General features: G+C 68.6%; 17 protein-coding genes. 7 read left to right on the forward strand and 10 right to left on the reverse strand.

Features of this window, described 5'->3' with window-relative positions; all coding sequences use genetic code 11:
* Positions 1–3 precede the first annotated feature (3 nt).
* From trpA to ACERIM_RS13020, 3 genes are read right to left on the reverse strand one after another with little or no spacing between them, the layout of a single operon-like run.
* Positions 4–969 (reverse strand): tryptophan synthase subunit alpha, encoded by a 966-nt coding sequence (gene trpA / locus ACERIM_RS13010; protein ID WP_373632975.1) that lies wholly within the window; start codon positions 967–969, stop codon positions 4–6.
* Complete coding sequence (gene trpB / locus ACERIM_RS13015) at positions 966–2231, reverse strand: tryptophan synthase subunit beta (RefSeq protein ID WP_373632976.1); 1266 nt, start codon at positions 2229–2231, stop codon at positions 966–968. Before trpB ends, trpA begins: the two co-directional genes overlap by 4 nt.
* Positions 2232–2256: 25 nt before the next feature.
* Positions 2257–3159 carry an indole-3-glycerol-phosphate synthase gene (locus tag ACERIM_RS13020; RefSeq protein WP_373632977.1) on the reverse strand — a complete coding sequence of 301 codons (903 nt, stop codon included), beginning with the start codon at positions 3157–3159 and terminating at the stop codon, positions 2257–2259.
* A 113-nt stretch (positions 3160–3272) separates the two neighbouring features.
* Here ACERIM_RS13020 and ACERIM_RS13025 point away from each other — a divergent pair, with 113 nt between their 5' ends.
* Entirely contained in the window at positions 3273–3479 is a 207-nt protein-coding gene (locus ACERIM_RS13025) for a hypothetical protein (protein ID WP_373632978.1), read from the forward strand.
* 78 nt (positions 3480–3557) lie between these two features.
* Positions 3558–4028, forward strand: coding sequence for an MGMT family protein (locus ACERIM_RS13030; protein WP_006650081.1), 471 nt, complete (start codon positions 3558–3560; stop codon positions 4026–4028).
* A 15-nt stretch (positions 4029–4043) separates the two neighbouring features.
* Here the strand turns inward: ACERIM_RS13030 and ACERIM_RS13035 are convergent, their stop codons facing one another.
* Genes ACERIM_RS13035 through ACERIM_RS13045 form a run of 3 tightly spaced genes read right to left on the reverse strand, consistent with a single transcriptional unit; the run spans position 4044 to position 6291 of the window.
* Positions 4044–4634: a CoA pyrophosphatase gene (locus tag ACERIM_RS13035; RefSeq protein WP_006650082.1), complete on the reverse strand. Its 591-nt coding sequence runs from the start codon at positions 4632–4634 to the stop codon at positions 4044–4046.
* Positions 4631–5122: a hypothetical protein gene (locus ACERIM_RS13040; RefSeq protein ID WP_006650083.1), complete on the reverse strand. Its 492-nt coding sequence runs from the start codon at positions 5120–5122 to the stop codon at positions 4631–4633. The genes ACERIM_RS13035 and ACERIM_RS13040 overlap by 4 nt, the downstream gene beginning before the upstream one ends.
* Positions 5123–5148: 26 nt before the next feature.
* On the reverse strand, positions 5149–6291 hold the full coding sequence (locus ACERIM_RS13045; RefSeq protein ID WP_373632981.1) for a glycosyl transferase family 2: 1143 nt from the start codon (positions 6289–6291) through the stop codon (positions 5149–5151).
* 164 nt (positions 6292–6455) lie between these two features.
* Between ACERIM_RS13045 and ACERIM_RS13050 the strand changes: the two genes are divergently transcribed.
* Complete coding sequence (locus ACERIM_RS13050; RefSeq protein ID WP_006182537.1) at positions 6456–6626, forward strand: HVO_0758 family zinc finger protein; 171 nt, start codon at positions 6456–6458, stop codon at positions 6624–6626.
* A 114-nt stretch (positions 6627–6740) separates the two neighbouring features.
* Entirely contained in the window at positions 6741–7760 is a 1020-nt protein-coding gene (locus ACERIM_RS13055) for a PfkB family carbohydrate kinase (RefSeq protein ID WP_373632983.1), read from the forward strand.
* On the opposite strand, the gene ACERIM_RS13060 is transcribed toward ACERIM_RS13055, so the two are convergent.
* From ACERIM_RS13060 to ACERIM_RS13075, 4 genes are all read right to left on the reverse strand, one after another.
* Complete coding sequence (locus tag ACERIM_RS13060) at positions 7757–8944, reverse strand: bifunctional oligoribonuclease/PAP phosphatase NrnA (RefSeq protein ID WP_373632984.1); 1188 nt, start codon at positions 8942–8944, stop codon at positions 7757–7759. The genes ACERIM_RS13055 and ACERIM_RS13060 overlap by 4 nt on opposite strands.
* 141 nt (positions 8945–9085) lie before the next feature.
* Complete coding sequence (locus tag ACERIM_RS13065; RefSeq protein ID WP_373632987.1) at positions 9086–9976, reverse strand: SDR family oxidoreductase; 891 nt, start codon at positions 9974–9976, stop codon at positions 9086–9088.
* Positions 9977–10088: 112 nt separating this feature from the next.
* Positions 10089–11333 (reverse strand): sulfite oxidase, encoded by a 1245-nt coding sequence (locus ACERIM_RS13070; RefSeq protein WP_373632989.1) that lies wholly within the window; start codon positions 11331–11333, stop codon positions 10089–10091.
* 69 nt (positions 11334–11402) lie between these two features.
* Entirely contained in the window at positions 11403–11828 is a 426-nt protein-coding gene (locus tag ACERIM_RS13075) for a DUF5791 family protein (RefSeq protein WP_373632991.1), read from the reverse strand.
* A gap of 160 nt (positions 11829–11988) precedes the next feature.
* On the opposite strand from ACERIM_RS13075, the gene ACERIM_RS13080 reads away from it, so the two are divergent.
* The 3 genes from ACERIM_RS13080 (at position 11989) to ACERIM_RS13090 (ending at position 16306) form a co-directional block, all read left to right on the forward strand.
* Complete coding sequence (locus tag ACERIM_RS13080) at positions 11989–13071, forward strand: tubulin/FtsZ family protein (protein WP_006650090.1); 1083 nt, start codon at positions 11989–11991, stop codon at positions 13069–13071.
* Positions 13072–13194: 123 nt separating this feature from the next.
* A complete protein-coding gene (locus ACERIM_RS13085) occupies positions 13195–15111 on the forward strand; it encodes a glycoside hydrolase family 2 (protein ID WP_373632993.1) in 1917 nt (638 codons plus the stop codon).
* 313 nt (positions 15112–15424) lie between these two features.
* Complete coding sequence (locus ACERIM_RS13090; protein ID WP_006650092.1) at positions 15425–16306, forward strand: coiled-coil protein; 882 nt, start codon at positions 15425–15427, stop codon at positions 16304–16306.
* Positions 16307–16624: the final 318 nt, after the last annotated feature.

Below are 16624 nucleotides of genomic sequence, written 5' to 3' on the forward strand. Positions count from 1 at the left end.
CGGTTATGGCTGTTCTGGTTCCGGTGCATCTTCCGGATCGATCGTGACGGTTTCCGCGCCGCTGCGCGCGCCTCGCTTGAGTTCGCGGGCCTTCGCCTCGAGTCGGTCCACCGCCGCCTCGGGCGTGTCGCTCGAGGCTACGATGTCGACCAGCGCGCTGCCGACGATGACGCCGTCGGCACCGGCTTCGACGATCTCCGCGGCGTGGTCGCCCTTACTGACGCCGAAGCCGACGGCTTTGGGGACGTCGTACTCCGAGAGACGCTCGAGGCTCTCGTGAGTCGCGCCCGAGACGTTCTCGCGCGCACCCGTCGTCCCGAGTCGGGCCTGGACGTAGGCAAAGCCCGAGACGTGGGACATGATCCGATCCAGGCGCTCGCCCTCGGTCGTCGGCGCGATGATGAAGACGAGGTCGAGTCCGTTGTCGTCGCAGGCCCGCCGCAGCGGCTCGGCCTCCTCGGCGGGCAGGTCGGGAACGATGATCCCCGAGAGGCCGGCCTCGGCGGCCCGTTCGACGAACGGACGAACGTCCGGCTTGGCTCGCGGGCGTTGCCCGCTCACGGCTTCGCCGTTCGCTTCGTCGAGGCCCTCACTCCGCTCGCGCCTCGCACCGCTCGCTTCTTCCGAGGCGCGTGGCGCCTCGCTGTCCCCGTACTGGAGGATCATATTATAATACGTCATCACCAGCAGCGGCGCCTCGGTCTCGAGGTCGTCGACCAGTTCGAAAAAGCCCTCGGGGGTCGTCCCGGCCGCCAGCGCGCGGTTGATGGCGTCCTGAATCGTCCGACCCTCTGCGATCGGCTCCGAGAACGGCAGCCCGAGTTCGATCAGGTCCGAGCCGCCCCGATCGAGCGCTTCGACGTAGTCTTTGGTATCGGCCAGCGAGGGGTCGCCCGCGGTGATGTAGGTGATCAGCGCGGGGTGGTTCTCGCGGATGGCGGCCTCGACTTCGCTGTCGTACTCGCTCATCCGTCGAACACCTCCACGTCCGGTGCGGCCTCGAGATCCCGTTTCTCGGTCTCCTCGAGGACGGTCTCGAGGTCCTTGTCGCCACGTCCCGAGACGTTGACAACGACGAGGCCGCCGAGTTCGTCGGCGTACTCCTCTAGATACCCCAGCGCGTGACTCGACTCGAGCGCGGGGATGATCCCCTCGAGCCGCGAGAGTCGGTGGAAGCCGTTGAGCGCGGCCTCGTCGTCGACGTTCGCGGGCGTCACGCGCCCGGTCTCGACGAGATGTGAGAGTTCGGGCCCGACGCCGGCGTAGTCAAGCCCCGCGCTGACGCTGTGGGATTCGACGATCTGGCCGTCGCCGGCCTGCAGGAGCTTCGTCATCGCGCCGTGGAGGACGCCGTCGGTGCCGGTCGAGAGCGTCGCGGAGTTGGGGGCCATCCCCTCTTCCTCGTCGATCTCGAGGCTCGAGCCACCGGCTTCGACGGCGACGAGGTCCACGTCCTCGTCCGGGACGAAGGCGTGGAAGGTCCCCATCGTGTTCGAGCCGCCGCCGGCACAGGCGACGACGCTGTCGGGGAGTCGCCCGGCCTTCTCCCGGATCTGTTTCCGGGCTTCGTCGCCGATGACCGCCTGGAAGTCCCGGACCATCTGCGGGAACGGATGCGGCCCGACGACGGAGCCGATGACGTAGTGGGTCCGCTCGACGGTCGTCGCCCAGTCGCGCATCGTCTCGTTGATCGCCTCCTTCAGGGTGGCGCTGCCGGCCTCGACGGGGTTGACCTCGGCCCCGTTCATCCGCATCCGGTAGACGTTCGGACGCTGGCGGTTGACGTCGGTTCGGCCCATGTAAATCTCGCAGGGCATGTCCAGGTGGGCCGCGGCCATCGCCGTCGCGGTGCCGTGTTGGCCCGCGCCGGTTTCGGCGATGATCCGCTCTTTGCCCATGTACTTCGCGAGCAGGACCTGCCCGAGCGCGTTGTTGAGCTTGTGGGCCCCGCCGTGGAGCAGGTCCTCACGCTTGAGATAGACCTCGCGGTCGTAGCGGTCGCTCAGCCGGTCCGCGCGCTGGAGCGGCGTCGGCCGCCCGCCGAAATCGTGCATCCGCTCGCGGAACTCGTCCATGAAGCCGTCCTCGTTTTCCAGGACGTACCGCTCGTAGGCGTCCTCGAGTTCCTGTAAGGCCGGCATCAACGCTTCGGGGACGTACTGCCCGCCGTAGTCGCCGAAGGTACCCGTCCGTCCGGCGTCGCCGTCGTCGTGGTCGTGTTCTGTACTCATGTCTGAATAGTGTCGTCGTGGTCGCTCATGTGGAGTCTCCCGCTGTCGATTCCGCCCGCGTGAGCCGCCGCGTGTTCTCGGTGACGTCGCTGTCGCCCGTCCCGTGGTCCATGATCGCGCTGCCGACCAACAAGGCGTCGGCACCTGCCTCGCGCATCCGCCGCACGTCGGCCGGCGACGAGATCCCGCTCTCGGCGATCAGCGTCACGTCGTCCGGCACATCGCTCACGGTGGTTCGAGACGCCGTAGGCGTCTCGTCATCACGAGAGGCGCTTTGCGCCTCTCGAACGACGTCGCCGTTCGCGTTCTCGAGACCCGTCACGCGTCTCGCATGGGGTGCGACCGACTCGAAGGTTTCCAGTTCCACCTCGAGCCGCGCCAGATCCCGGTTGTTCACACCGACGATCTCCGCGCCCGCATCGATGGCCCGCTCGAGTTCTGCTCGGTCGTGGACCTCCACGAGCGGCTGGAACCCCCGCTCGCGGGCCGCAGCGACCAGCCCCTCGAGGTCGTCGACGAACCGCGCGATCAGCAGGAGCAGGTCGGCCTCGACGACGTCCATCCCGTCCTCCTCGAGGACGAAGTCCTTGCGCAACACGGGGACGTCGACGGCCTCGCGGACCCGGGTCAGCGCCTCGGGCGAGCCGTCGAAGTGGGTCGGCTCCGTGAGGACCGAGATCGCCGCCGCGCCGCCCGCGACCATCGCCTGCGCGAGTTCGACCGGGTCGTCGGCGCGGGTCCCCGCGGCCGTCGGACTCGTCGGTTTCACCTCCGCGATCACTGGGACCCGCCCGTCGGCCTCGGCCGCCGCCAGCGCGTCGGGAAGCGAGCGCGCATCGACGTCGACGACGCCCTCCCCGCCCGACCGGCCCCGAGCGGCCTCGAGGATCGATCGGACTGCCGGGGCGAGTTCGGTATCGGAGTCCATTATTGTACATCGACGTACTCATATGTACATAAGGCTTGCGTCATCCTCACGGGGCCGGCGGTCGCAGCGAACGGCTAAAGTGTGACCCGTGCTAACTCTAGACTGGGTTCCGTATGTCCGTCGAGAACGAACCCACACTGGATCCGCCGACCTGCTCGCGCTGTGGCCGCGAGATGGAACTCCGTGCCGAGGGAACCGAAACCACGGTCCCGCTGCTCGGCAGCGAGATCGAGTACCGTCAGTTCGGCTGTCCCGAGTGCGGTCAGGGGGCTCGGTTCGAACGGAGCGGCGACGACGACTGGACGCGTACCGGCGTCTGACCGACCGCGGTGTCGCGGTCCCGGCACCGAACGTCCGGGACCGGCGGCTATTCAAGCCCGGCTCGCCTACGGGCGGGTATGGACGACGTTACGGAGGCCGGAATCTACGCGCGGGAATCGCCGTACCTCGATCGATACGTCCAGCTCGGTGCCGCGAGCGGACGCGTCCTGAGCGTCTCGTTCCCGGAGATTCCGGACGACGACGCCGAGGACGACCACCCCGTCCTCGACCGGATCTTCGAGTACCTCGACACCGTCGAGGAGATCACCTTCGAGGACGTTCAGGTCGCGATGACGATGCCGACCGACCGGCGGGCGGTCCTCGAGAGCGTCCAGTCGGTCCCCTACGGCGAGCAGGTCTCCGTCGAGACGCTCGCCCGGATGACCTCGGGACTATCCCACGAGGACGACGACGACCTGATTCTCGTCCGGACCGCCCTCGACGAGAACCCCGCCCCGTTGTTGATTCCGGACCACCGCGTGCGCGACGGGCCCAGCGCCGCCCCGCCGGACGTCGAACAGAAGCTCCGCTCGCTCGAGGGGCTCTAAGCACCGGTCGCCGTCTCAGAACTCGGACCGGTCGACCTTTTCCGGTGCTTCGAAATCCGTCGCCAGCTCGAGCAGTTGCACCAGAATCCGGCCGGTCGCGCCCCAGACGGTGTAGCCGTCGACGTGGAAGTAGTGGATAACGATCTCGCCGTAGTAGGGGTGAGAGCGGCGCTCGTACTCGTAGTTCGAACGGTCGAGCAGCCCCGACAGCGGGAGGACGACGATCTCGGCGACCTCGCTCTCATCGCGGACGTACTCCCGGTCGGGGACGTGTGCGACGAAGGGGGTAACTGCGTACTCGGTGACGGTTCGGATGTCGTCGAGTTGGCCGACGACCTCGGCCTCGCTTCGCTCGAGGCCGATCTCCTCGTTGGCCTCCCGGAGCGCGGTGTCGAGGATCGTCCCGTCTACGGGTTCGGCCCCGCCGCCGGGGAAACTCATCTGGCCGGGGTGTTCGCCGAGGTGGTCGGCCCGCCGGGTAAAGAGGAGGTGGTCCTCGCCGTCGCGGTCGACGATCGGCGCGAGGACGGCCGCGTCGAACTCCTGATCGGTGATCTCCGTCGGCTCGTAGCTCGCGACCGGCTCGAGCGTCAGTCGGGCGGTCATTCTTCGAGCCGTTCCTCCAGTCGTCGGCGTTCGTCGGTGCAATCGATCGGAGCCCACGCCTCGAGGTCGTAGGTGACGTCGATCAGGGTCCGCATCCGGTCCGTATCGTCCGCGGCGACGGCCGAGTCGACGGCTGCATGCAGCCGTTCGCTGGCGGCCTCACCCAGCGCCTCGCGGTCGAGTCGTCGGCGGTCGATCTCGAGGATGTGTGGAACGTCCTCGGCGTCCTCCGGAACCGTCGGAAAAGCGGTCGGGCCGGCGACCAACAGCGCCTCGTCGTCGGGAAGCCCCTCGTCCGCGTCGGGCTCGTACCGCACGAGCGCGAACGACTCGAGGGCGTCCTCGACGGCCGTCTCGAGGGCCGCCGCCTCGACCGACCCCCCGTCGGCGCGGTAGGCGGCCTCGGCGAGCGCCCGCTCGAGTTCCGTGCGGGTCAGCCCGCCGAAGAGATCGACCACGCCGGCCAGTTCGTCGGCGGTCGCGTCCATACGGAGTGCAAAGAGCGGTGAGAGGATTAGTCTTGCGAGCGCGAGCCGGCGCGGCGGTCCCGCCAGGGGCGGGCCGCCGCCAGCACGTCGGCCGGCGCGAACGGGGCTTCGGTCCAGCGTGGCAGCCGCGTGTCGGCTCCCGGTGGGGCGATCGACTCGGCGTAGCGGGCGAGCTGGTCCCGCTCGGCCGCGGGCTCGTAGTCGAGGCCGTTGAACGCGGCGTCGGCCCGATACTGGTCGATCAGTTCCTCGCCGGCGGCCCGGTAGCGTTCGGCCAGACTCCCGTAAGCGGGCTCGACGCCGTGGTCCTCGAGGACGCCCAGCAGCGTCGCGGCCACCTCCCGGCTCATCCCCTCGAGGCCGGTATCGCCGGCGACCGCGCGGTGGTCGTGGACGTGTCGGCCCAGATCGACCTGCGCGGAGCGGTCGAACCCGGCGACGTCGAAGGCGTCGCCGAGGGTCCCGACCTCGAGTCCCCACGCCCGCGGGGCGCGCAGTCGACGGGCCAGCGAGGCCGTCGCGGCGAACTCGCCGGCCAGCGCGTAGCGAAACGCCCCGAGGTAGTCGAGGATCGGGGCGTCGTGGGCGTCGGCCAGCGCCCGCACGAGCGGTGCGTAAAACAGCCGGAAGAGCCGCCCGTAGAGCCGCTCGTCCTCGACGCGGGCGTAGTACCCCTTCGCGAAGTCGAACCCCAGTTGCAGCGGTGCGAGCAGGCGGTGGACGTGTTCGGCCTCGTAGCTGCGGGCGTCGGCGTCGTGGACGACGACCGCGTCGCCGGCCGCGGCGGCGGGGCCGAGCGCGAGCCAGACGTCGCGGCCCTTGCCGAACCCGCCGTCGAGCCCCGCCTCGGCAAACAGCGTCTCGATGCCGGGTGCGTTACACCAGAGGAGCCTGATCGGCAGGGCAAACGAGGCCAGCCACTCCCGGAACGGCTCGACCCGGTCGGGCTCGGCACGGATCGGAACGAAGACCGCGGCCGGCGAGGGCTCGAGGCGCTCGAGTTCGCCGAGGACGCGCGCGGCGGCGGGGCTCTCCAGTTCGCGGCCGGCCATGGGGACGACGACGGCCGTCTCGGCGACCGCGCCGACCGCGCTCGAGCGGGCCCCGCCGGCCGAACTCGCCTCGCCGAACTCGTGGAGCGTCGCGATCCGCTCCTGGACGTACTCCATCGGTGGGGTCTTCGGCCCGATCGGTAAAACGACCACGGATCCGGCCAGGTAGGTACGTCGCGAGTAGACGACGAACGCCGCCGTCACGATACGCGGAGCGGTCGGCGCATCGACACTCGAAAAAGCACCGGTCTTTTTCTCCCCCACCTTCTTACAGGGCGAATATGAAATCAGTCCGGAAGGCACTCCGCGACGGCGAACTCGAGAAAGACACCTACGATCGACTCGTCTGTGGCGAGTGCGAGAAGCCCCTGAAGACCGAAAACGACCCGGACGAGATCAAGACGGTCCGTATCTGTCCCGACTGTGCGGATGAGTGGAAAGAGATCCGGTAACGGCCGTCACGCGTGCCGCTGTGGCCGGTTCGCGAGGACCGGACGGGCCGCCGTTCGAACCGACCTTCGCCGCGCTGGCCGGTGTCTTTTGGCCACGGGCGACGAGTTCCGACCGTGAGCGACGACCATCGCGACCGTCCGGCAATCCTCGAACACGACGACCCCAGACATATCGTCACGCTTCCCGACGGTAGCGTCGATCGCTGGTACGCGCTCGGTGGCTCGGGCGGCGACCGCTTCGAATCGGCCGACGCGTTCGCCGACCGGCTCGCGGCCGGCGACCGCACGTTCTCGCTCGAGCCGACGGCCGTTCGGCCGGGCGGACAGGCGGTCAACGCGGCGCGACAGGTCCACGCTCTCGGCGATCGGCCGACGCTTATCGGCCACCTCGACCATCCGGTGTTTCCCGACTTTCCGTTCGAGACGCGCTCGATGGGGCCGCCGGCGACGGTCCGCGTCGTCGACGTCGGCGGAGAGGAACTCCAGCTCGCCGAACCGGGGCCGGCCGAGGACTGGGGACTCGCGGAGCTGCTCGCGGTCGTCGACTGGGACCGGCTCGTCGCCGCGGACGCGCTGTGTTGTACGAACTGGGTCTCGGTCCGGGGCCTCACGGCGGTCTTCGACCGGCTGGCGGCGACCCCGCCCGCGGATCCGCTTCCGAGCGTCGTCGATCCAGGGCCGATCGAGACCGTCGACCCGGCCGCGCTCGAGGGGCTGTTCGACGCACTCTCGCGGGCCGACCGGGCCGACGGCTCGATCACGGTGGTCCTGAGCGTGAACCCGACGGAGTTTCGGGCCGCCGCGCGCGCCGTTGGCGTCGACGCCGAGCCTACCGCCGACTCGCTGGCCGCACTTCGCGCTGCGCTCGATCTCACCGGTGTCGTCTCCCACGGCCCGGACGCGGCCATCGGCGCGACGCGGACCGAGACCGCCGTCGCGGAGATGTACGACGTCGGCGACCCGCGGCGGACGACCGGTGCCGGCGACCGGTTCTCGGCCGGACTGACCTGTGCGCTGGCCCGCGGGAGGGGCCTCGAGCCGGCGCTGTCGCTCGGAAACGCCTGTGCGGCACACTTCGTCGAAACGGGTGACACGGCCGATCCGGCGGCCGTCCGAGCGCTGGGCGAGGACTAGCGCTCGCCGGCCATCGCCGAGAAAAGACGTTCTTCGAACTCCTCGCGGCTGATCCCGTCGGAGGGACCGATCCCGTTCATGTGATCGATCGAGAGCTGGCCGCCGCCCATCCGCGCGTGGCCGCCCGCACTCGCCATCGGAATGTCGCTGATGGCGTGGCGAAGCGCCTCGCCCATGTGGACCCGGTCGTCCCGGGACCGCCCCGAGAGGTGGATCGTCCCGTCGTGTTCGCCGTAGACGACGACGGCCGTCACCCCCTCGAGGTGCATGAGTTCGTCGGCGGCCTGGGGGATCGCGTCGACGTTGCCGATTTCGCCGACGTCACAGACGGCGAAGGGGCCCTCGATCCGCTTTTCGGTGATCGCCGTCGCCTTAACCCGGAGGACGTCGTCGCTGACCTGCGGGTTCGCGATCCGATCGAGCAGGTCCTCGTCGATCCCGGAAAACAGCGTCGCGCAGGCGTCGAACTCGGCCCGCGAGCAGCCGTTGGTCAGGTGGTTCGTGTCCGACTGGATGCCATAGAGCAGCCCGGTCGCGAGTTCCGGCGATACCTCGGGGCCGCTGCCCTCCCCGTCGTCCAGCGTCGCCCCGATCTCCTCTAAGTACTCGACGATGATCGTCGAGGCCGCGCCGTAGTCGGTCCGGACGTCGGTGAACTTCGTGCCGGCACCGTTGCCGGGGTGGTGGTCGACGACCGCGACCGGCTCGACGGTCTGGGCCCCGGTGAAGCCACGCGGCGTGTTGTGATCGACCAGGACGACCGGGTCCGCAGCGAGCTGGGAGCTGGCGTCGATCGATTCCATCTCCAACTCGAGAACGGTCCGGAACGCCCGGTTCTCCTGATGGCGGATCTCGCCGGCGTACTGCAGTTCGGCGTCGGTGTCGACTGCGTCGGCGATCGCCGCGACGCCCATCGCACACGACATGGCGTCGGGATCCGGGTTCGGGTGCATCAACACCGTCACCTCGTCGTGGGTCGCTAGCAGCCGCTGTAACTGTGCGCCCGGCGGCCGCCGGAACCACCGCACGACCCACCAGCCGCCGACGGCGAGCCCGACGACGGCAAGCACTAGCAGGGAGAGAACGAGCGGCTCGAGGGAGCGCACCGAGTCACCGATCGACTCGGTCGCGAGCGGTGTCGCCCCGACGACCCCACCGTCGAACGGGGCGCTCCGATAGCTCATACCCGGAAATCAGATCGAACCCTCAAGAATTTTCCCCCGATTCCGGCGCGTTGTTACTCCTCGGTCCCGCAATATAGCAGCCACTGAAAGTCATTGCACACCTGATCGCACGACAGCGTTGCGATCAGTGTGTGAATCGTTTCAGTGGCTACTATAGCGCTCGATCGCGTCGCGATATCCCTCGCGGAAGGTCGGGTACGCGAACTCGTAGCCCAGATCGCGCAGTTTTTCGTTCGAACAGCGCTTGCTCGTCAGGATCCGCCGCCGGCCCGCCTCGCTGATATCGTCGTCCGCGAGCCGCTCGGTCTTCGTTTGCTTGGGTGGCCGGTCGACGCCGCACTCCTCGGCCAGCCAGTCCGCGAACGCCCACTTCGATGCCGGCTCGTCGTCGACGACCTGGACGACCTCCCCGCGCGCGAGGTCCTCGGTGAGCAGGTACCGGACCGCGCCGGCGGCGTCGTCGCGGTGGACCATGTTGAGATACCCCTCGGTGACCGGCCCCTCGAGGTAGCGCTCGAGCCGATACCGGCCGGGACCGTAGAGGCCGGCGTAGCGCGCGACGGTCCCCTCGACGCCGTACTCCAGGGGCAGTTCGAGGGCGATCCGTTCGGCCTCGGCCAGCACCTCGGTTTTCTCCGTCGTCGGCTCGAGGGGCGTCTCCTCGTCGACCCAGTCGCCGTCGTGGTCGCCGTGGACCCCCGTCGAGGAGGTGTAGACCAGTCGGTCCGGGGGAGCCTCGCGCTCGCCGAAGGCCTCGATCGCAGTCTGTAGCCCCTCGACGTAGACCTCGCGGGCGGCCTCGGCACCGCGACCGCCGCTGCTGGCGGCGAAGACGACGGCGTCGACGTCGGGAACCGCCGAAAGCGCCTCGCGGTCGGTGACGTCGGCTCGAACCGCCTCGAAGCCGGCGTCTTCGATCCGCTCGACCCCATCGGCCGACCGGCGAACGCCGATCGGCTCGTGGCCCCGCGCCGCGAGCTGGCAACCCAGTTCGAGACCGACGTGCCCACAGCCCAGAATTGCAACCTTCATACGTCGAGTCGTGGTCGGTCGTACATAATTTCACCGCTCGAGGGCGGTTTTCTACCGTCTTCGAGCCGATTCCCGCGAATCTTCAAGCGGGAGACTCGAGCCGTGATCGGCGTCACTCGACGGTAACGTCGACCGCATGGGGGAGACAGGCGTTTTCGGCGTAGCCGCCCTCGTTCCACGGGTACTCGTCGTCGGCCTCGTCCTCGGGCGCTGCGATCCGCATGGGCTGGCGGCGACCACGCTCGTCGGTCGCCCGCGAGACGAGCGTGTAGCTGCCGGGCGTGGGCTCCCATTCGTAGCGAAACAGCCGCCATGCGCAATCGTAGTCCGGGCCGACGCACTCGGCCTCGGTCCACTCCTCGCCGCCGTCGGTCGAGACTTCGACGGTCGTCACCGCGTCGTCGCCCGCCCAGGCGACGCCGACGACCGCGATCGGCCCGTCATCGCTCGAGACGGTCGCGCCGTCGTCGGGCGCGCCGATGGTCGACTTGACGTTCTGATCGAAGGTGTAGGGGTGGTCGATCTCGGCCGACTCGAGTTGGTCCCAGGTGTCGAACGTCGAGACCGTCGCGTTCGACTCGGGTTCGACGCCCTCGGGGTGGATCCGGTAGGACGACTGCTGCCACTGCGTGAAGTCCTCTCCGTCACGATCCGTCCACTCCTCGCCGTGGACCATGGTTTCGGTCACGCGGAGTTCGGTGACCCACTTGACGCTGTTGACGCCGTACCAGCCGGGGACGAGCAGCCGGACCGGATAGCCGTGTTCCGGGGGCAGCGGCTCCCCGTTTACCTCGTAGGCGAGGATGCAGTCCTCGAGTACCTTCTCCATCGGAATCGAGCGGGCGAACCGGTCGTTCTCGCCGTCGACTTCCGGCCGATCGCCGCCGACCGCGGTGAGCCACATGTCGTCGTCGGTCGCCGCACCGTGATCGGCGAGGACCGACCGCAACGGGGTGCCCGTCCAGAACGCGGTGCTGACCGCTCCGTACTCCCACTGGACGCTCCCCGTCTCGGGCTCGAAGTAGCCCCGTCCGTTGCCCGCACACTCCATCGTGTGGGCGACGGCGATCGTCGGGTACTCCTCCCGGATCGCGGCCATCTCGAGGTCGGCCGCCCGCTCGACCGCGCCGCCGAGTTCGACGGTCCACTCCTCGGCCGCGGGATCCAGCGTCTCGTTGCGGTGACAGACGTAGTGTTCCTCGAGCGGCGTCAGCCAGTTCGCGTACGTCCCCCGGTCGGCGGCACCGACCACTCGATACCGGTCCGCGAGGTCAGTGACGGCCTCGGTGCCGGGTTTCCGTCCCAGAATGTCGTCGATCTCCCGATGCCGGTTCTCGCTGCGCTCCGTGTTCGACATGGTGTGTTGACGCCGCCGAGGTCGATAAATCACGGGGCGTGGTATCAATGGGTGTGACCGGCCGCCGAGCTACGGCGCGCCGTCCGCGATCACGTACTGGACGTGGACGAACTCGTCGAACGACATCGGCGCGCGGCTCTCGATCTTCTGTTGGATCTCCTTGGCATCGAGGTCGATCTCGAGTTCGCTCTCGACGGCGTCGACGTCGAGTACCGCCGTCGACATCCCCAGCAGCAGGTGTTCCAGCGCCATCGTCTTCGTCGTCTCGGGATCGGGCGCGCCCTCGGCCAGCGACTGGATCCGTGCGGCCTCCTCGAGGGTCAGCTCCGGCAGCTCGCCCGCGGCGACCGCCTCGAGGCGCTCCCGCTCGAGGTCGGTTTCGGCGGCCGCTTCGGCGGGGCCACGTTCCGTGACGATCGCCGCGAGGTCGTCCGCGTACTCGGCCCGGAGTTCGGCGGGCGAGTCCGGGACGGTCATCCGCTGTTCGTGGAACATACCGGATCCGACGGGAATGCTCCACAAATGTATTGTGAACTGTGGCGAACGCGCCGTCGAACGCTCCCGTCTCGGGGGTGCCGGTCAAGCGGCTACCCTGGCACGAGTCGAGTATCAGATCACCGGAACGTTCAACAGCCCCCACCCGTATGGGAGCAATATGAAAGTAGCCCTGATCGGGGTCGGTCAGGCCGGTGGGAAGATCACCGAGCGGCTCGCGAGGTTCGACGCGAACATGGACTTCGGAGCCGTCCAGGGAGCCCTGGCCGTCAACTCCGCGAAACCCGACCTCCAGTCCCTCGACGTCGTCGATACGAAGCTGATCGGTGCCGACCGCGTCAACGGCCACGGCGTCGGCGGCGACAACGAACTCGGCACGGAAGTGATGCAGGCCGACATCCAGCAAGTACTCGGCGCGCTCGACGGCCGAGTCACCTCGAGCGCCGAAGCGATCGTCGTCGTCGCCGGACTGGGCGGCGGCACCGGCAGCGGCGGCGCGCCGGTGTTGGTCCATAACCTCCAGCAGGTCTACGACGTCCCTGTCTACGCGCTGGGCGTGTTGCCCGGGCGCAACGAAGGGGCGCTGTATCAGGCAAACGCCGGCCGTTCGCTGAAGACGCTGCTGCGGGAGGCCGACTCGACGCTGCTGATCGACAACGACGCCTGGCACGAACAGGGCGAGAGCGTCGAGGGGGCCTTCGAGACGATCAACGACCGGATCGCCAAGCGAGTCGGCCTGCTCTTTGCCTCCGGCGAAGCCGTCGAGGGCGTCGGCGAGAGCGTGGTCGACTCGAGCGAGGTCATCAACACCCTCCGAGCGGGCGGGGTCGCGGCGCTTGGCTACGCGACCGAGGTGGCAAGCGACGACAGCGCCGAGAACATCAACACCGCCATGACAGTCTCCCGGCAGGCGCTGTTGACGGGGACGAGTCTGCCTGACGCGACCACGGCCGACTCCGCGCTGTTGGTCATCGCCGGCCAGCCCGACGCCATCCCGCGCAAGGGCGTCGAGCGCGCCCGGCGCTGGCTCGAGGACGAGACCGGCAGCATGCAGGTCCGGGGCGGGGACTTCCCGCTGGACAGCGATCGGCTGGGCGCGCTGGTGTTGCTCGGCGGTGCCGAGCGCTCCGACCGGGTCCAGGCGTTCATGGAACGGGCCCGCGAGGCCAAGGAGGCCCAGGAGGAAGAATCGACAGACCACGCCGAGGAGTTCGCCGACGACCGGCTCGAGAACCTGTTCTGAGACGGTCTCCTGCCGTCAGTATCGGTGCGACCACGACCGCTTTGTGGTTGCACCGGAAATCGGTACACCAAACCGTCTGAACCGTCGGAAGGGCTTTTTATCTCGGGTTCACTCTCGGGGGTAATGACCGACGAGTGGACTGCCGGCGTCGTCACCGACGCCGGCGGTGACGACCCGCCGACCGTCGAGGGGTGGCGACCGGTATCGGTGCCCGGCCACCCTGCGGCCGTTGCCGATGCGGACGGCCCGATCGCCTATCGCACGACGGTTCCGGACCCGCGAGACGAAGCGTCCGAACGGGCGCTGCTCGAGGTCCGCGGCGCGTACGGCCGCGCCGAGATTTGGGTCAATGGCACGCGACTGGGGACCCAGAACGTCCCCTTCGTCCCGGCCCGCCTCGAGTTCGAGCCCCGCCCGGAGAACGAACTGCTCGTCGTCTGCGAGCCCCCCGACTCGTTCGCGGGGATTCACGCGACCGACGCGGTCCCCGACCGGTTCGATACGCCCGGGATCCGCTGGGGCGTCGCGGTCGAGTCCCGTCCCCGGACGTTCCTGCGAGCGTTCGAGGCCCGTCCGCGACTGGGACCGGTGTCGGCGGGCGACGCGAGCGAGGGGGCCGCGTCGGCCGCGAACGTGGCTCCCGACGGCGCGGGTGCCGCGATCGACGTGACCCTCGAGGTCGACGCGGGCGCGGCCGTCGACGACGCCATAACGCTGTCGCTGCGGCCTGAGGGCTTTCGCGGCGGCGCGGCCATGGAACGGGTTCCCGTGCGGGCCGAGGCGGGGGAACGGACCACCGTCTCGCGGACGCTCACGATCAGGGAGCCCTCGCTGTGGTGGCCCCGCGAGTACGGCCCACAGGACCGGTACACCGTGCGGGCGAAACTCGAGGGCGACACGCTCGAGCGGACGGTCGGACTGCGCCGCGTCGAGCGCGACGACGAGGGCCTGCTGGTCAACGGCCGACGGGTTCGGGCCCGCGGGTTCACGCGGCTTCCCGGCGGCGAGCCCCGCGCGGACGTCGACCGGGCCGTCGACGCGAACGCGACGTTGCTCCGGGCGCGCGGTCACGTCCCGCCCCGGTCGTTCTACGAGGCCTGCGACGAGGCCGGAGTGCTGGTCTGGCAGGACCTGCCGGCCTGCGGGGCCGATCTCCCGGTCGAGCGGGGGACCGAACTGGCGACGGCGCTGGCCGAGACGTACGGCGGCCACCCCAGCCTCGCGATGTACGGCGTTCAGGACCGGCCGGCTGATCCGTCCGCGGAGCCGCTGGGGACGGGCCTGCTCGCGAAACTCGCCGTCCGGTACCGGACGTGGCGAGCGTCGGCCGACCGGGAACCGGCGGACGAGATCGCCGAGAACCTCCCCGACGAGCTGCCGGTCGTGTCGGTGGCCGGCCCCCCGGGAATCGACCCCGACGCGGCGCATCTCTTCCCCGGCTGGCGATACCTCGCGGCCGCCGATATCGACTGGCTGCTCGAGACCTATCCGTCGCTGGGCGCGGTGGTCGGCCGATTCGGTGCCGGATCGCTCGCGGCCGACGACGCCGATCCGGCGACGGTCCCAGGGCTCGAGCCGGCGCTGCTCGCCGACGGGGCCGACGCCGCGGACTCACAGCGCGAGCAGGCACGGATCCTGAAAACGGTCGCCGAGACGCTCCGCCGGCGGGAGTGTGGCGTCCTCGCGGCGTCGACGCTTCGCGACCCCGGACCGGGTGGGGGCATGGGCGTTCACACCGTCGACGGGGATCCGAAGCGGGCCGCCGAGGCGATCGCGCAGTCCTACGAGCCGATTCAGGCCGTCCTCGACGGGCCGCCGACGCCGGGGACCGCCGGGATCACGCTCTGTAACGACAGCCACGAGGCCGTCGAGGCGACCGTCGGCTGGCGGGCGGGCGAGGAGACGGCCGCGACGACGGTAGACGTCGACCCCCTCGAGACGACGAGCGCCGGGACCGCCCGGATTCCGCCCGACGCGGATCGGGTCGACCTCGAGGTCGCCGTCGACGGGCGGACGGTCCGTAACCGGTACTATTTATAACTACGTTCGGCTCACCATGTCACGGGCTAACGGGGCGAGACGAGGCCCCTGCGAACCGTTTTCAGGGGTTGGGGTACCGGTAGCTTTAAATTAGAGGCGACAATAGTACCAGTCACCAGAACGCCACCGGGGCGCGTATCGCTCGACGATCGATGACAGGAAATCTTATTCACCGAGGTTTCGCAGATCGTGAGCAGTCGCTTCGAACGACTGGTTGGCTACCGCCGAACCGATCGCCGAATCGCCGGCGATCGGCTCGGACGGCCGGCCGGTCGGTTTCCCGGTGCGGGTATGGCACAGAGGTTTGACTAACATGGTAGACGAATCGAAGAACATCGAACTGACAGAGGACGACCTAGAAAACAAATCGAAAGGACAGCTCATCAAGATGGCCGGTCAACTGCGAGACCGGCGCAACGAGCTGAACCAGATGGCTTCTGACCGGGCTTCCAAACGCGACGACCTTAACGCGAAGACTCGCGAGAAGGTCGACGAAGCCCAGGAGCATCGCGAGAAACGCGACGAACTCAACGAGCAGGTCCAGGAACACAAAGAAAGCCGCAACGAGCTCAACGCCGAGGCCAACGAACTGTTCGACAAGGTCGAGCAGCTCAAATCGGACATGGAGCTCGACGAGGGCAAGGACCTCGAGGAACTCGAAGAGGAGATCGAAGACCTCGAGTTCAAACAGCAGACCGAGGTCCTCTCGAGCGAGGAAGAGCAGGAACTCATCGAGAAGATCGAGAGCAAGCGCGAGGAGTACGAGGAGCGCAAGCAGAAACTCGATCAGAACGAGGACTTAGAGGAACTCGTCGAGGAAGCCGAGGAAGTGCGATCGGAAGCCTCCCAGCACCACCAGAAGGTCACGGAACTCGCCGACAAGGCCCAGGAACATCACAACCAGATGATCGAGGCTTATCGGGAGGCCGACGACATCCGTGACGAGGCCGACGAGATGCACGAGAAGTTCGTCGAGGCCCAGGAGGCCGCCGACCGCCACCACGAGGACTTCGTCCGCGTCCAGAAGCGCCTGCGCGAACTGGACAAGAAAGAGGAAGAAGAGCGCAAGTCCGAGCGCGACAAGAAGAAAGAGGAGGCCAAAGAGGAGGCCGAGGAGATCTACCAGAAGTTCAAGGAAGGCGAAACCCTCGACACCGAGGACCTGATGAAGCTCCAGAAGACGGGACTGCTCTAAGTCGATTCCGTCTACCCCGCGGTTTTTCTCCCCCGAGTCTTCGGGGTTCTCGAGTCCGTCCAGCGACGGCGCTGGCGGGCCGACAGTCGCTCCGGGATCGGCTCCGGTCGCTCGAGCGCGGCGGGACCGTGACCGTGTCTCAGCCGGCCGACTCGTCCCCGTCAGCTCCCGCCTCGTCGGCCGGCGGCTCGTCTCACCCGCGACCGGCCGGTCCGGTGTCCGATCGATAGGAGTGACATACGTGTCCTGTAGCGCCATCCTAGCGTCTGCTATCCGTTGTCGGCCGCCGGAATCGACGGGTTCGACTCGTGGCGGCCG

The sequence above is a fragment of the Natrinema sp. H-ect1 genome (genome assembly GCF_041821105.1).
In the GTDB taxonomy this organism is placed as follows: Archaea; Halobacteriota; Halobacteria; order Halobacteriales; family Natrialbaceae; genus Natrinema; species Natrinema thermotolerans.

What these genes read in the sequence shown, in the direction of transcription:
- trpA (WP_373632975.1), bottom strand. Translation starts at nt 969, where the DNA reads ATGAGCGAGTACGACAGCGAAGTCGAGGCCGCCATCCGCGAGAACCAC.
- trpB (WP_373632976.1), bottom strand. Translation starts at nt 2,231, where the DNA reads ATGAGTACAGAACACGACCACGACGACGGCGACGCCGGACGGACGGGT.
- ACERIM_RS13020 (WP_373632977.1), bottom strand. Translation starts at nt 3,159, where the DNA reads ATGGACTCCGATACCGAACTCGCCCCGGCAGTCCGATCGATCCTCGAG.
- ACERIM_RS13025 (WP_373632978.1), top strand. Translation starts at nt 3,273, where the DNA reads ATGTCCGTCGAGAACGAACCCACACTGGATCCGCCGACCTGCTCGCGC.
- ACERIM_RS13030 (WP_006650081.1), top strand. Translation starts at nt 3,558, where the DNA reads ATGGACGACGTTACGGAGGCCGGAATCTACGCGCGGGAATCGCCGTAC.
- ACERIM_RS13035 (WP_006650082.1), bottom strand. Translation starts at nt 4,634, where the DNA reads ATGACCGCCCGACTGACGCTCGAGCCGGTCGCGAGCTACGAGCCGACG.
- ACERIM_RS13040 (WP_006650083.1), bottom strand. Translation starts at nt 5,122, where the DNA reads ATGGACGCGACCGCCGACGAACTGGCCGGCGTGGTCGATCTCTTCGGC.
- ACERIM_RS13045 (WP_373632981.1), bottom strand. Translation starts at nt 6,291, where the DNA reads ATGGAGTACGTCCAGGAGCGGATCGCGACGCTCCACGAGTTCGGCGAG.
- ACERIM_RS13050 (WP_006182537.1), top strand. Translation starts at nt 6,456, where the DNA reads ATGAAATCAGTCCGGAAGGCACTCCGCGACGGCGAACTCGAGAAAGAC.
- ACERIM_RS13060 (WP_373632984.1), bottom strand. Translation starts at nt 8,944, where the DNA reads ATGAGCTATCGGAGCGCCCCGTTCGACGGTGGGGTCGTCGGGGCGACA.
- ACERIM_RS13065 (WP_373632987.1), bottom strand. Translation starts at nt 9,976, where the DNA reads ATGAAGGTTGCAATTCTGGGCTGTGGGCACGTCGGTCTCGAACTGGGT.
- ACERIM_RS13070 (WP_373632989.1), bottom strand. Translation starts at nt 11,333, where the DNA reads ATGTCGAACACGGAGCGCAGCGAGAACCGGCATCGGGAGATCGACGAC.
- ACERIM_RS13075 (WP_373632991.1), bottom strand. Translation starts at nt 11,828, where the DNA reads ATGTTCCACGAACAGCGGATGACCGTCCCGGACTCGCCCGCCGAACTC.
- ACERIM_RS13080 (WP_006650090.1), top strand. Translation starts at nt 11,989, where the DNA reads ATGAAAGTAGCCCTGATCGGGGTCGGTCAGGCCGGTGGGAAGATCACC.
- ACERIM_RS13085 (WP_373632993.1), top strand. Translation starts at nt 13,195, where the DNA reads ATGACCGACGAGTGGACTGCCGGCGTCGTCACCGACGCCGGCGGTGAC.
- ACERIM_RS13090 (WP_006650092.1), top strand. Translation starts at nt 15,425, where the DNA reads ATGGTAGACGAATCGAAGAACATCGAACTGACAGAGGACGACCTAGAA.